Origin of the sequence: Deinococcus actinosclerus, from assembly GCF_001507665.1 — a bacterium.
In the GTDB taxonomy this organism is placed as follows: Bacteria; Deinococcota; Deinococci; order Deinococcales; family Deinococcaceae; genus Deinococcus; species Deinococcus actinosclerus.
Genome location: NZ_CP013910.1, coordinates 821,655 through 834,920, shown reverse-complemented (window position 1 = coordinate 834,920; position 13,266 = coordinate 821,655). Strand labels below are relative to the sequence as shown.

Sequence of the window (13,266 nt, the reverse complement as noted above, 5' to 3'; positions counted from 1 at the left end):
ACCGTCCTGACGCGCTGCTCAGGTGAACAGGGTGCTGACGCTGGCGCCGGTGTGGATGTTCGTGATGGCGTTCGCGAACAGCGGCGCGACGTCCAGCACGGCCAGCTTGCCGTTGGACGCCTCGACCTTCGAGTCGGGCACGAGCACGGTGTTCGTGCTGGCGACCTGCGTGACGTCCAGGCCCGCGATGCGCTGGATGGCGGGGCCGGAGTACACGCCGTGCGTGACGGCGACGTACACGTCCTTGGCGCCCATGCTGCGGGCGATGTTGACGGTCTCGACGAGGCTGCCGGCGGTGCTGATCTCGTCGTCAACGATGAACACGGTCTTGCCGTCCACGTCGCCGATCAGGGCGCGGGGGCGCACTTCGGTGTCGGAGAGGCGTTCCTTGTCGATCATGGCGAGGCCGCTGTCGAGGCGGCGGGCGATCTGCGAGGCGCGTTTGATGCTGCCCGCGTCGGGGGCCAGGACGACGCCGTTGTGCGCGTCGGGCACGCACTGCCGGAAGTGCTCGCTGAGCACGAGGTCCGCCGAGAGGTGATCGACGGGCACCTTGAAGAAGCCGTGCACCTGCGGGGCGTGCAGGGTCATGGTCAGGATGCGGTCCGCCCCGGCCTCCTGCAGCAGGTCGGCGATGAGGCGCCCGGCGATGGAGATGCGGGGGCTGTCCTTCTTGTCGCTGCGGGCATAGGAGTAGTAGGGGATGACGGCGGTGACGCGTCCGGCGCTGGCGCTCTTGGCGGCGTCGATCATGAGCATGAGTTCCATGATCGAGTCGCTGACGGGGTTGCTGAAGGTCTGGACGATGAACACGTCCCCTTCGCGCAGGCTTTCCTCGTAGTGCACGATGATGTTGTCGTTCGTGAACTTCTCGGTCTTGCTGCGGCCCAGCGGCACCCCCAGGTGGTCGCAGATGGCCTGGGCGAGGGGGCGGTTGCTCTGGCCGGCGAACACCAGCAGGGGTGAGCGGCGGCTGTTGAGCAGTTCGGCGGGGGCGCGGTGGGGGACGGACACGGGGAATCCTCCAGAAGGGGGGGTGGGGCGGGGGTTGATACGCGCCCGCGTGGAGCGCGACTGTTGACCGCTCAGCAGCATACCTGCCCTGTGATGGGACTGTCATACCCGTGAGGCGTGCCCGGGCGGGGAACACGCGCGGTGAACGTCCGCTCAAGGGGGACGCGGGGGTGGGGGCGTTAGGGTGGGAGGCATGACGCTGGACGCCGTGGTGGTGGGGGCCGGGCCGAACGGGCTGTCGGCGGCGGTGACGCTGGCCCGGGCCGGGCTGCGCGTGCAGGTGCTCGAGGCGCACGGCCGGGTGGGGGGTGGCCTGAGCAGCGCGGAGCTGACGCTGCCGGGGTTCACGCATGACGTGGGCTCGGCGATTCATCCGCTGGCGGTGGCCAGTCCGGCCTTCCGGGCGTGGCCGCTGCATGCGTTCGGGCTGGACTGGGTGCAGCCGGAGGCACCGGTCGCTCACCCGCTGCCGGGCGGGCGGAGCGTGACGCTGGAGCGGGACCTGCACGCCACCGCCGCCGCGCTGGGCCGGGATGGGCCCGCCTGGGTGCGCCTGATGGCCCCGCTCCTGGCCGACTGGGAGGGTCTGCTGGACGACATCCTGCGGCCCCTGCCGCGCCCGCCGCGCCACCCGCTGTCCCTGGCGCGCTTCGGACTGCGGGGCCTGCCGAGTGCGGCGTTCGTCGGGGAAACGCTGTTCCGCACGCCGGAGGGCCGGGCGCTGTGGGCGGGGCTGGCGGCGCACAGCAACCTGCCGCTGACCACGCCCGGCACGGCCGCCATGACGCTGGTGCTGGCGCTGCTGGCGCACGCGGTGGGCTGGCCATTCCCGCGTGGCGGGGCGCAGGCCCTGGCGGACGCCCTGCGCGCGTACCTGGAATTCCTGGGCGGCGAGGTCCTGACCGGCGTGACGGTGCGGTCCGCGCGGGACCTGCCGCCCGCCCGCGTGACCCTGGTGGACAGCAGTCCCCGCGTGCTGCTGGACTTGCTGGGTGACCGCGCCCCGGGCTGGTACCGCGCTGCGCTGGAGGGCTACCGCTACGGGCCGGGCCTCCAGAAACTCGATTACGCCCTGTCCGGCCCCATGCCCTGGGCGGACCCGCGCGTGGCGCGCGCCGCGACCGTCCACCTGGGCGGCCTCGCGCCCGACCTCGCCGAGTCCGAACGGGTGGCCGGGCGGCAGGTGCCCGCGCGGCCCTACGTGCTCGCCGCGCAGCACACTCTCTTCGACCCCAGCCGCGCACCTGCCGGTGGGCACACCTTCTGGGCGTACTCGCACGTGCCAGGCGGCTTCGCGGGCGACGCCAGCGGGCCGATGGAGGCGCAGATCGACCACTTCGCACCCGGCTGGCAGGGGCTGATCCTGGCCCGGCGGCGCACCACCGCGCCGGAGTTGCAGGCGTTCAGCCCGGTCTTCCAGGGCGGGGACGTGAACGGCGGGCGCGGCGACCTGTGGGGCCTGCTGGCCCGCCCGCTGCCCACCCCCACCCCGTACCGCACCCCGGTGAAAGGGGTGTACCTCTGCTCCAGCGCCACCCCGCCCGGCGGCGGCATTCACGGCATGAGCGGCTACCACGCCGCGCAGGCCGCCCTGCACGACGAGTTCAGGCTGCGCGCCCCATAGGAGACGGGCCGCCCGTCCTCCCTTCAGAGGCGGCGCGGCCCACCCGGCGCGGCGGTCAGCGGCGGTTGGATTTGCGCAGCTTCTTCAGCTTGCTCTTGCTGCCCGCCTCGGCCAGCAGGCCCTCCTGATCGAAGTCCACGGCGCGGCCCGCCAGGAACGTACCCTGCGCGAAACTGCCGTCCGCGTTCTCCCAGCGGTGCGCCTGACCCGCCAGCGCCTGCACCGGCTGGCCCTGGTCCCCCACGACCTGCTGCGCCTGCACCAGTGTCATGCCGGGCGTCAGGCGCGTGTACTCGTCCGGGGTGACGATCTGATCGGCGCCGCACGCGCTCAGCGTGACGCCCAGCAGGACCGCCCCCGTCCACACTCTCAGGCGGCGCATCACTCGCCCCGGAAGATCTTGCCGACCCGGTCGAAGAAGCCCTCGTGCTTCTCGTTCACCTCGTCACCCACCGCGCGGGCGTAGGCGAGCAGCGCCTCGCGCGCCTCGGGGTTCAGCTGGCCCGGCTTGGGCACGATCACGTCGTACTCGACGATCAGGTCACCGTTCCCGGACCCCTGGAGGCGCGGCATGCCCTGACCGCGCAGGCGGTGCAGTTCGCCGTGCTGCGTGCCGGCCTTCACCTCGACCGTGTGCGGGCCGTCCAGGGTGGGCACCGTGATCTGCCCGCCCAGCGCGGCCTTCGCGAAGCCGATCTTCGCCGTGTGGATCAGGTGCTCCTGCTCGCGGCGCAGCTCGGGGTGCTTCTCCATCTCGATGTGCACGTACAGGTCGCCGTTCCCGCCGGGGCCCTCGTTGCCCGCGCCGCTCACGCGGATGCGGTAGCCCTCGTCGATCCCCTTGGGCAGCTTGACCTTCACGGTCTCGGCCTTCAGGGTGCGGCCCCGGCCCTTGCACACCGTGCAGGGGTCCTGCACGATCTGGCCCTCGCCGCGGCAGGTGGGGCAGGCCTGCTGGGTCTCCACCACGCCGAAGATCGTGCGGGCCTGCGCGCGCACCGCGCCCGCCCCGCCGCAGGTCGTGCAGGTCTTGGGCGGCTTGCCGCCGGGTTCGGTCTTCGTGCCGTCGCAGTGCTCGCAGGTGGTCAGGCGGTCCACCGTGACCTCGATCTCCTCGCCCGCGCGGGCCTGCGCGAGGCTCACGAACGCCTCGGTCTCCAGGTCGTCCCCGCGCGCCGGGCCGCGCCGCCCGCCCCGGCCACCCATCGCGCCGCCGAACAGCTGCTCGAAGATGTCCATCGGATCGAAGCCCGCGCCGCCCATCCCGCCGAACGGGTCGCCGCCGGGCATGCCCGCGCCCGGCGCGCTGCCGAAGCGGTCGTAGTGCGCGCGTTTCTCCGTGTCGCTGAGGACGGCGTACGCCTCGTTGATCTGCGTGAACTTCTCCGCTGCCCCCTCTTCCTTGTTGCGGTCGGGGTGGTACTTCAGGGCCAGTTTGCGGTAAGCGGACTTGATCTCATCGGCACTCGCGGTCTTCGCGACGCCCAGCAGTTCGTAGTAATCCATATGTCGTGTCTCGCCGGGCGAGGCCCGACCTCCGGCCACAGGTTAACACGACCACACTCAGGAAAAGTGGGCAGAAGGGGAGTGGGTTGCCGGCAGGCGGTAGGGGGCCCGGCAGGCGGCGCACCCCCCGCACCCCACCCCTCCCGCCAGAACAGCGCGGCCCGCACCTGCGCCAGCGTCTGCGCGGCCACGTCGCGGCCCCGCTGCGTGCCCTCGCGCAGGAGGGTCATGACCGCCGGTAGATCCTGCGCGTACGCGGCGCGGCGTTCGCGGATGGGGGTCAGTTCGGCGTCCAGCACGTCCAGCAGGTGCCGTTTGACCGTCACGTCGCCCAGCCCCCCGGCGCGGTAGTGGTCCTTCAGGGTCTGCACGCGCGCCGCGTCCGGGTCGAAGGCGCCCAGGTACGTGAACACCGGGTTCCCCTCGACCTGCCCGGGGTCCGCCGCGCGCAGGTGGGCGGGGTCGGTGAACATGCCCATCACCTTGCGGCGCAGTTCGTCGGGCGGGTCGGACAGGTACGCGGCGTTGCCGAGGCTCTTACCCATCTTCGCCTGCCCGTCCAGCCCCGGCAGGCGCGGCGAAGAGGACAGGAGCGGCTGCGGTTCCACCAGCACGTCCCTGCCGTCGGCGGCCGGCCCGTACAACCCGTTGAAGCGCCGCACCACCTCGCGCGTCAGCTCCAGCATGGGCAGCTGATCCTCCCCCACCGGGACGACCTGCGCGCCGAACGCCGTGATGTCCGCCACCTGCGCCGCCGGGTAGATGAAGAACCCCGCCGGCACCGCGTCCCCGAAGCCCTTCTGCGCGATCTCGGTCTTCACGGTGGGGTTCTGCCGCAGCTTCGACACCGTCACCAGATTCAGCAGGTACACCGTCAGCTCGGTCAGTTCCGGCACGCCCGACTGCTGCACGAACGTCACCCGCGCCGGGTCCAGGCCCGCGCCCAGATAGTCCAGCAGCACCTCCGGAATGTTGCGGCGCAGCACGTCCGGCCGCTCGTAGTGATCGGTGAGGCCCTGCACGTCCGCCACGAGCACGAACACCTCATGCGAGTCCTGCAGGGCCACCCGCGACCGCAGCGACCCCGCCAGGTGCCCCAGGTGCAGCCGGCCCGTCGGGCGGTCCCCGGTCAGCACGCGCGGCCTCTCCCCTGTTGCCTGCCCTGCTCCATTTCCTATGTTCGACATGCTCCACCCCTCCACGAGAGACACGAAAAAAGCCGCGCCCGGACACTGAATCCGGGCGCGGCGCGACGATGAACGTCAGCAGGCGAAGGCACCCGGATCACCGGGCCACCACACCTGCACGAACACGCTCATGCGCCGCAGCATGCCGCACGAGGGGAACGGGAAACATCCGCCAGATGGCGAAGGGGAAGCGGTGCGCGGATGAAAGTGAGTCACCGCGCACCGCTTCCTGCCTTACTCCCCGTTACTCCCAGTTCAGGATGACCTTGCCGCTCTGGCCGCCGAGCATGGCGTCGAAGCCCTGCTGGTAGTCCTGAATGGGGTAGTGGTGGGTGATGATGGGACTCAGGTCGAGGCCGGACTGGATCAGGGCGGCCATCTTGTACCAGGTTTCGAACATCTCGCGGCCGTAGATGCCCTTGATGGTGAGCATCTTGAAGATCACGCCGTTCCAGTCGATATCCACGCGTCCGGCGGGGATGCCGAGCAGGGCGATCTTGCCGCCGTTGTTCATGACGTCCACCATCTGCGCGAAGGCGGGACCCGACCCGCTCATTTCCAGGCCCACGTCGAAGCCCTCGGTCATGCCGAGTTCCTGCATGACGGCGCGCAGGTCCTCCTGGGCGACGTTCACGGCGCGGGTGACGCCCATCTTGCGGGCGAGGTCGAGGCGGTAGTCGTTGATGTCGGTGATGACGACGTTGCGCGCCCCGACGTGCTTGGCGACGGCGGCGGCCATCACGCCGATGGGTCCGGCGCCCGTGATCAGGACGTCCTCGCCGACCAGATCGAAGCTCAGGGCGGTGTGGACGGCGTTCCCGAAGGGGTCGAAGATCGCGGCGATGTCGTCCGGGATGTCGTCGGGGAGCTTGAAGGCGTTGAAGGCGGGCAGCACGAGGTACTCGGCGAAGGAGCCGGGGCGGTTCACGCCGACGCCCAGGGTGTTGCGGCAGAGGTGGCGGCGCCCGGCGCGGCAGTTGCGGCAGTGCCCGCAGGTGACGTGGCCCTCGCCGCTGACGCGGTCGCCGATCTGGAAGCCGCGGACCTCGCTGCCGATCGCGGCGACCGTGCCCACGTACTCGTGCCCGACGATCATCGGGACGGGGATGGTCTGCTGCGCCCAGCTGTCCCACTTGTAGATGTGCACGTCCGTGCCGCAGATGCTGCCCTTGCGGACCTTGATCAGAATGTCGTTCGGGCCGGGTGTGGGCACCGGCGCCTCGGTCATCCAGATGCCCTCCTGGGCGTGCTGTTTGCTCAGGGCGCGCATGGTGTCCGGCAGGGTCGCGTCGGGGGGCGTAGTGGCGAGGTCGTGGGTCACGGGGGCAGTTCTACCCCCGCGCGGCCCGGGGGCGCAACGGGACGGTCACCAGTGGCGTCGTCTGGGCTGGACGGGTCCCCACCCCGGGGTCCGGGCAGGCTTAATGAAACGTGTGCGTCTCCGCGCGCGCCCCGGCGTAGGCTGGGACGCATGATCAAGTACCGCAAGCAGAACCCCCTGGAACCCGAAAAGGACGCCGAGGTGACCGTGAACCTCACGCCACTGCTGTTCTTCGCGGTGGGTTTCGTCGCGGTGCGCGCGCTGATCCGCACCGTCAAGCGCAGCTGAACGGCCCCCGGGGCTGACGGTCCTCAGGGACGGGCGGGGGTGCGCTACGCTGTGCGCCATGACACAGCCCGCCCCGCAGCAGTTCAAGAGTGCCCAGAGTGGTCGCCTGGTCGTCCCGGGCTGGATGAATCTCGTGCCCGGCAAGGCTGACGGGGTCGAGATCCAGCTGGACGTCGCCGCAGCCGACCTGAACCGCGCGCAGGCCAGTCTCCTGATCGAGTACTGGGCGACGCCGGACGACCTGACGCTCCAGAGCGTGCTGCCGGTGCGCGCCTTCAGCGCGGCCAGCGAGGGCTGGTGCGCGTTCGTGCCGCCGCAGGGCCGCGTGCTCGTTCGCGCTATCGACCCGCAGCCGAACCCGCCGGTGCTCGCCAGCCACTGGATCAACGTGGATCCCGCCACCCCCGCCGGGACGACCGTGAACGTCGCCGTCTCGTTCCCGGCCGCCACGCCCGCCATTCAGAACCTGCTGAACCGGTGACGGCCCATACCCCCTGACCCGCGAGGAGATCGCCGGGGTGGAGTTCGACTGGTTCGCCACCGACCCGGACGGGCATCTGGCGCAGTTCCTGGCCGCCGGGGACGACACCGTCCCCGCCCAGGCCCTGGCCTCCGAGGAACTGCTGGAGGCCACGCACGTGTGGCTCGACACGCGCCCGGAGACCGAGGAGACGAATACGCCCGCCGGGGGCTTCGACGAGCACCTGTGCGCCCCGCAGCGCCGGGGGGCGTTCGTGTACGACCACGTGCCCAGCGAGGCCGGGACGTACCGGCTGGTGGCCGCGCCGCGCACGCCCCTGACGCTGGACGCCCTGCCAGCGACCCTTCAGGCGTACCTGGGTACGCTGCGGCTTCCGGTGGCGTTCGGGGCCGCGCGGCTGTTCGTCGGGCCAGACGGGGACGCTCAGGCCCTGACGGACTGACCCACCCGTCTCACCTCCGCCCGTGGGCGGCGCTACAGTGGCCCGGTGAGCAAGTCCCCGCTGGGCCAGCCGCCCGCCCCACCCGAACTGAACCTGACCTTCGAGGACGCCGGCCCGCCCGACGCGCCGGCGCCGGCCAGCCCCGCCAAGTCGCTGCGGGCGAACACGATCATCGTGATGCTCGGCACGCTCGGCTCCCGCCTGAGCGGCATCATCCGGCAACAGATCATCAACACTTTCGCGCCAGCCCTGACCGACGCCTTCTCGGTCGCCGTGAAGGTCCCGAACCTGCTGCGGGAACTGCTGGCCGAGGGCGCCCTGGTGAACTCGTTCATCCCGGTGTACAAGACCCTGGACACCCGGGGCCGCCGGGAACTGGCGCAGGCGTTCAGCGGCGTGCTCATCGCCGTGAACCTCCTGCTCATGGCGGCCGGGATCTTCGCCGCGCCGTGGATCGTGGATCTGCTGCTGGCCAGCAATTCCAACGTGGACCGGGAACTGACGCTGTTCATGACGCGCATGCTCATGCCGTTCCTGATGCTGATCAGCTTGTCGGCCATCGCGATGGGCCTGCTGAACGCCGACGAGCATTTCCGTGAGAGCAGTTTCGCGCCCGTGGCGTTCAACATTGCCAGCATCGTCGCGCTGATCCTGCTGCCGCACAGCGCGACGTGGCTCGCCTTCGGCTGGCTGATCGGTGGTGTGGCGCAGCTGCTGGTGCAGCTCCCCGCCCTGAACCGCTTTGGGCTGCTGCCCACGCCCGGCCTGAAGGGGCACCCGGCGGTGGGCCGCGTGCTGAAGCAGATGGCGCCGTTCACCCTGACCGCCGGGGCCCGGCAGATCCTGAACGTGTACGTGACCAGCCTGCTGTCCAACGCTCAGCAGTTCCCGAAAGGCACGCAGACCGGGTACACCAACGCCGAGGCGCTGTTCACGATGGTCAACGGTCTGTTCGTCGTCTCCCCCGTCCTGGCTGTCTTCCCACGCTTCTCGCAGGCCGCGGCGGAAAAGGACTGGACGCAGTTCCGCGCACTGACGGCCAGCACCATCCGTACGACTACGTTCCTGGCGGCCCCCATGAGTGCGCTCCTGATCGCACTGGCCCCGTTCGCGGTCAGCCTGATCAACCTGACCCCGCCGAGGGGCGTCCAGGAACTGGATAAGTTCGCGGCGGGCAGCGGAATCCTGTTCGGCTGGGCGCTGGCCCTGGTGCCGTGGGCGCTGGTGACGGTGCTGCTGCGCACCTTCTACGCGCGGGAACGCACGCGGGAGGCCGTGACGATCAGCGCCATCGGGTTCGTGCTAGAGGTCGCACTGTACCGCCTGCTGGTCCCACCGCTGGGATTGATCGGCTTCGGGCTGAGCACCACCATCAGCGGGCTGCTGATGACGGCGGCCCTGATCGTCCTGTACCGCCGCGCGGTGGGCTTCCCCACGCGCGAGGTCACGGGGCATCTGCTGCGCGTGGTGCCGCTGGCAGCCGTCTCGGGCGGCGCGGCGTGGCTGATCGCCCGCGCGCTGCCGATCCAGCCGGGCTTCATCCTGACCAGCGTCCCCGTGCTGGCGCTGGCGGGCGGCGCGGGTCTCGCGGTGTACCTGGGCGGCGCGCTGGCCCTGCGCATGCCGGAGGTCGCGGCGGTCACGCGTCGGCTGAAGCGGTAACCCGGAGACAGCGGTGCGGGGCGCAGGAGGTCATCCCCTGCGCCCCGCACCTCATGGCCTCACGGGCTACAGCCGGATGCCGAGCAGCGCGTAGCCGAGCAGGGCGAGTTTCTCGCGCAGGACGTACTGGCGGCTGGTGTGGGGGCTGAGGGGACTGGCGCTGACGTTGGCGTTCATGTTCAGCGCGCGGGCCAGCGCCAGGGCGCGGGGGGCGTGCGCCTCGTCGGTGACGAGGGTGACGGGCGTGCCGCCCGGGAGCACAGCGCGGGCGTTCTCGAGGTTCTGGACGGTGGTGCGGCTGCGTTCCTCGGCGATGAGGGCGCGGCCCGGAACGCCGTGCGCGTTCAGGTAGGTGGCGCCGACGCGGCCCTCGGTGTAGCGGTCGCCGGGCTGGCGGCCTCCGGTGACCACGACCCGCTGCACGTGCCCCTGCTGGTAGAGGGTGAGGGCGTGGTCGAGGCGCCGCTGGAAGGCGGGGCTGGGCCGGCCGTCGTACTGCGCCGCGCCCAGGACGATCAGGGTGGCGTTGGGGGTGGGGGCGCTAGGGACGCGCAGGGGCGGCGCGGTCAGGAACCCGGCGAGGAAGAGGGCGGTGACCGCGAGGGGAATGATGGAGAGGGTGGCGCCCCGGGGTCGCATGTGAGCAGCCTAGCATGAAGAAAATCTGAATCCTGAGGGCTTTCTGGCGTGGGCGGGCGGCGCGCGGGCCGGCGGCGCATGGACGGTCGGGGCCGCCCATGAGGGTGTATTGGTCCTCTTCTTCCGGAAGCGTGAAGGGGGGCGTGCTACGCTCACCCCTGACTTCTTTCGGGGAGCACCACTGCCTATGCCCAGATCCTCTGCCCACACGCTGGTTATCGTCGAGTCGCCTGCCAAGGCCCGCACCATCGAGAAGTACCTCGGAAAGGGGTACACGGTGGAGTCGTCCATCGGGCACATCCGCGACCTGCCGAAAAGTGCGGCGGACATCCCCGAGAAGTACAAGGGCAAGGCCTGGGCGCGCCTGGGGCTGGACATCGAGAACGACTTCCAGCCGCTGTACGTGGTGTCGCCGGAGAAGAAGGCGCACGTGGCGAAGCTGCGCAGGCTGGCCCAGGACGCCGACGAGATCATCCTGGCGACCGACGATGACCGCGAGGGCGAGAGCATCGCGTGGCACCTGTTCCAGGAACTGAAGCCGAAGGTGCCGGTGCGGCGCATGGTGTTCCACGAGATCACGAAGGAGGCGATCCAGGCCGCGATCGCCGCGCCGCGTCAGATCGACACGAACCTCGTGGAAGCGCAGGAGGCCCGCCGGGCCCTGGACCGCCTGTACGGGTACGAGGTCAGCCCGGTGCTGTGGAAGAAGGTCGCGCCGAAACTGTCGGCGGGGCGGGTGCAGTCGGTGGCGACGCGCATGCTGGTGCAGCGTGAACGCGAGCGGATGCGCTTCGTGAGCGCGACGTGGTGGGACCTGCTCGTCACGGCGAAGACGGCGCAGGGGCAGAGCTTCCCGGCCCGCCTGACCGATCTGGCGGGGCAGAAGCTGGCGCTGGGCCGTGACTTCGACCCGCTGACCGGCCGCCTGAAGGACGGCGTGGTGGCCCGCCTGCTCACCGAGGCCGAGGCGCGCGCCCTGGCCGACGGGCTGGCCGGGCAGCCGCTGACCGTGACGAGCGCGGAGGAAAAACCCTTCACGCAGCGGCCCTACCCGCCGTTCATCACGTCCACCCTCCAGCAGGAGGGCAGCCGCAAGCTGGGCTTCGCCGCGACCCGCACGATGCGCGCCGCGCAGCGCCTGTACGAGCAGGGCTACATCACCTATATGCGCACGGACTCCACGAACCTCTCCGAGGAGGCCGTGAAGGCGGCGCGCTCGCAGGTGGCGCAGATGTACGGCGCGAACTACCTGTCCCCGCAGCCGCGCGTGTACACGAAGAAGGCCAAGAACGCGCAGGAGGCCCACGAGGCGATCCGCCCGGCCGGGAGCAGCTTCCGCACGCCCGATAGCCTGAAGACCGAACTGTCCGGCGACGAGTGGCGCCTGTACGACCTGATCTGGAAACGCACGGTCGCCTGCCAGATGGCCGACGCGCGTGGCCGCGGGCTGCGTGTCCGCCTGGGCGGCAAGGCCAGGGGGGGCGAGGACGTGGCCCTGAGCGCGTCGGGCCGCACCATCGACTTCCCCGGCTTCCTGCGCGCGTACGTGGAAGGCAGCGACGACCCCAGCGCCGCGCTGGAGGACCGCGAGACGCCCCTGCCCCCCCTGAGTGAGGGGCAGCGCGTGACGGCAGAGGGTGCGAAACCCGAGGGGCACGAGACCCAGCCGCCCGCCCGCTTCACGGAAGCGAGTCTGGTGCAGTCGCTGGAGGCCGCCGGGATCGGGCGCCCCAGCACGTACGCCAGCATCCTGGGCACCATCCAGGACCGTGGGTACGCCACGAAGAAGGGCCAGGCCCTGGTGCCCTCGTGGACGGCGTTCGCCACGAGCGCGCTGCTGGAACACCACTTCGGGACGCTGGTGGACTACGACTTCACCGCGAAGATGGAAGAGGACCTCGACGAGATCGCCGGGGGCCGCGAGAGCCGCGTGCCGTACCTGAGGCGCTTCTACCTGGGGGACCACGGGCAGGGCATGGCGCTCAAACCCACCATCGAGCAGCAGATGGGCGAGATCGACGCGCGCGGCATCGCCACCATCCGCGTGCCGAAGCTGGAGGGCAGCGGCGTGGAAGTCCGCGTGGGCCGCTACGGGCCGTACATGGAACGCGGAGAGCAGAAGGCGAACCTGCCAGAAGACCTCGCGCCGGACGAACTGACGGCCGAGAAGGCCGAGGAGCTCCTCGCGCGGCCCAGCGGCGACCGATCCCTGGGCACCGACCCGGACACCGGGATGCCCGTCGTGGCGCGCGCCGGACGCTACGGACCGTACGTGACCCTGGGTGACACGAACCCGCCCGCGCGCAGCGCCAGCCTCTTCCCCGGCGACGACCTGGGCACCCTGAGCCTGGAGCGCGCCCTGCAACTCCTGACCCTGCCCCGGCTGGTGGGCAGCAGCGAGGGCGAGGAAGTCTGGGCGTTCAACGGCAAGTACGGCCCGTACCTGAAGCGTGGCAACGACAGCCGCAGCCTCGCCACGCATGAGCAGCTGTTCACGGTGACGCTCCCCGAGGCGGAGGCGCTGTTCCTGCAACCGCGCTTCCGGGCGCGCTCGGCTGCCGCCGGGCCGCTGCGCACCTTCGAGATCGAGGGCCGCGCCGCCATCCAGCTCAAGGACGGCCGCTTCGGGCCGTACCTGACCGACGGCGAGCGCAACGCCACCCTGCGCAAGGGCGAGACGCCGGAGAACCTGACCGCCGAACGCGCCCTGGAAATCCTGGAGGAACGCGGCAAGGAACCCAAGAAGAAGCCCGGCAAGGCAGGCGCCACCAAGAAAGCGGCGCCCAAGGCAGGCGCGACCAAGGCGACCGCGAAGGCCGGGGCGAAGAAACCCGCCGCCAGCAAGTCGACCGCCAAAAAACCCGCCGCGAAGAAGCCAACCGCGAAGGCCGCGCCCGACAGGGCCACCTTCACCTGGGCGGACCTGCAACCCCACCTGGGCGTCCTGAGCGACCCGGAGCGCCGCCTCGTGACCGCCACGCGCGGCGAGGGCCGCAAGGTCGAGGACGTCGCCCCGGAACTCGGGCTGGACGTCAAGAAAGCCAAGGGCATGGCCCTCCAGGCCAGCAAGAAACTCAATCAGGCTGCGCGCGGCGAGTAAGG

General features: G+C 70.9%; 12 protein-coding genes. 6 read left to right on the top strand and 6 right to left on the bottom strand.

Translation table 11 applies throughout. From position 1 onward, the window contains the following. Positions 1 to 18: 18 nt before the first annotated feature. Entirely contained in the window at positions 19 to 1,014 is a 996-nt protein-coding gene (locus tag AUC44_RS04015; RefSeq protein ID WP_058977524.1) for a ribose-phosphate diphosphokinase, read from the bottom strand. Between the two features lie 193 nt (positions 1,015 to 1,207). On the opposite strand from AUC44_RS04015, the gene AUC44_RS04010 reads away from it, so the two are divergent. Then, positions 1,208 to 2,638, top strand: a complete 1,431-nt coding sequence (locus tag AUC44_RS04010) for a phytoene desaturase family protein (protein WP_062157495.1) — start codon at positions 1,208 to 1,210, stop codon at positions 2,636 to 2,638. Positions 2,639 to 2,693: 55 nt separating this feature from the next. Here the strand turns inward: AUC44_RS04010 and AUC44_RS04005 are convergent, their stop codons facing one another. From AUC44_RS04005 to tdh, 4 genes are all read right to left on the bottom strand, one after another. Then, entirely contained in the window at positions 2,694 to 3,020 is a 327-nt protein-coding gene (locus tag AUC44_RS04005) for a hypothetical protein (protein ID WP_062157494.1), read from the bottom strand. Further along, positions 3,020 to 4,144 (bottom strand): molecular chaperone DnaJ, encoded by a 1,125-nt coding sequence (gene dnaJ, locus AUC44_RS04000; protein WP_062157493.1) that lies wholly within the window; start codon positions 4,142 to 4,144, stop codon positions 3,020 to 3,022. The genes AUC44_RS04005 and dnaJ overlap by 1 nt, the downstream gene beginning before the upstream one ends. Next, positions 4,063 to 5,280, bottom strand: coding sequence for a tryptophan--tRNA ligase (trpS, locus tag AUC44_RS03995; protein WP_335338679.1), 1,218 nt, complete (start codon positions 5,278 to 5,280; stop codon positions 4,063 to 4,065). The genes dnaJ and trpS overlap by 82 nt, the downstream gene beginning before the upstream one ends. A 295-nt stretch (positions 5,281 to 5,575) precedes the next feature. Then, positions 5,576 to 6,601 carry an L-threonine 3-dehydrogenase gene (gene tdh / locus AUC44_RS03990; RefSeq protein ID WP_062159671.1) on the bottom strand — a complete coding sequence of 342 codons (1,026 nt, stop codon included), beginning with the start codon at positions 6,599 to 6,601 and terminating at the stop codon, positions 5,576 to 5,578. A 201-nt stretch (positions 6,602 to 6,802) separates the two neighbouring features. Here tdh and AUC44_RS16775 point away from each other — a divergent pair, with 201 nt between their 5' ends. The 4 genes from AUC44_RS16775 to murJ all read left to right on the top strand — a co-directional run bounded on the left by AUC44_RS16775 (position 6,803) and on the right by murJ (position 9,525). Continuing rightward, a complete protein-coding gene (locus AUC44_RS16775) occupies positions 6,803 to 6,940 on the top strand; it encodes a hypothetical protein (RefSeq protein ID WP_169796854.1) in 138 nt (45 codons plus the stop codon). Between the two features lie 58 nt (positions 6,941 to 6,998). After that, positions 6,999 to 7,421, top strand: coding sequence for a hypothetical protein (locus AUC44_RS03985; RefSeq protein ID WP_062157492.1), 423 nt, complete (start codon positions 6,999 to 7,001; stop codon positions 7,419 to 7,421). A gap of 37 nt (positions 7,422 to 7,458) precedes the next feature. Next, positions 7,459 to 7,863, top strand: coding sequence for a hypothetical protein (locus tag AUC44_RS03980; RefSeq protein WP_231724520.1), 405 nt, complete (start codon positions 7,459 to 7,461; stop codon positions 7,861 to 7,863). Positions 7,864 to 8,040: 177 nt separating this feature from the next. Further along, the gene (gene murJ / locus AUC44_RS03975; RefSeq protein ID WP_062159670.1) at positions 8,041 to 9,525 is read left to right on the top strand and encodes a murein biosynthesis integral membrane protein MurJ; all 1,485 of its coding nucleotides are present in this window, start codon (positions 8,041 to 8,043) and stop codon (positions 9,523 to 9,525) included. Between the two features lie 66 nt (positions 9,526 to 9,591). Here the strand turns inward: murJ and AUC44_RS03970 are convergent, their stop codons facing one another. Then, positions 9,592 to 10,164 carry a YdcF family protein gene (locus AUC44_RS03970; protein ID WP_062157490.1) on the bottom strand — a complete coding sequence of 191 codons (573 nt, stop codon included), beginning with the start codon at positions 10,162 to 10,164 and terminating at the stop codon, positions 9,592 to 9,594. A gap of 187 nt (positions 10,165 to 10,351) precedes the next feature. On the opposite strand from AUC44_RS03970, the gene topA reads away from it, so the two are divergent. After that, on the top strand, positions 10,352 to 13,264 hold the full coding sequence (topA, locus tag AUC44_RS03965; RefSeq protein WP_062157489.1) for a type I DNA topoisomerase: 2,913 nt from the start codon (positions 10,352 to 10,354) through the stop codon (positions 13,262 to 13,264). Positions 13,265 to 13,266: the final 2 nt, after the last annotated feature.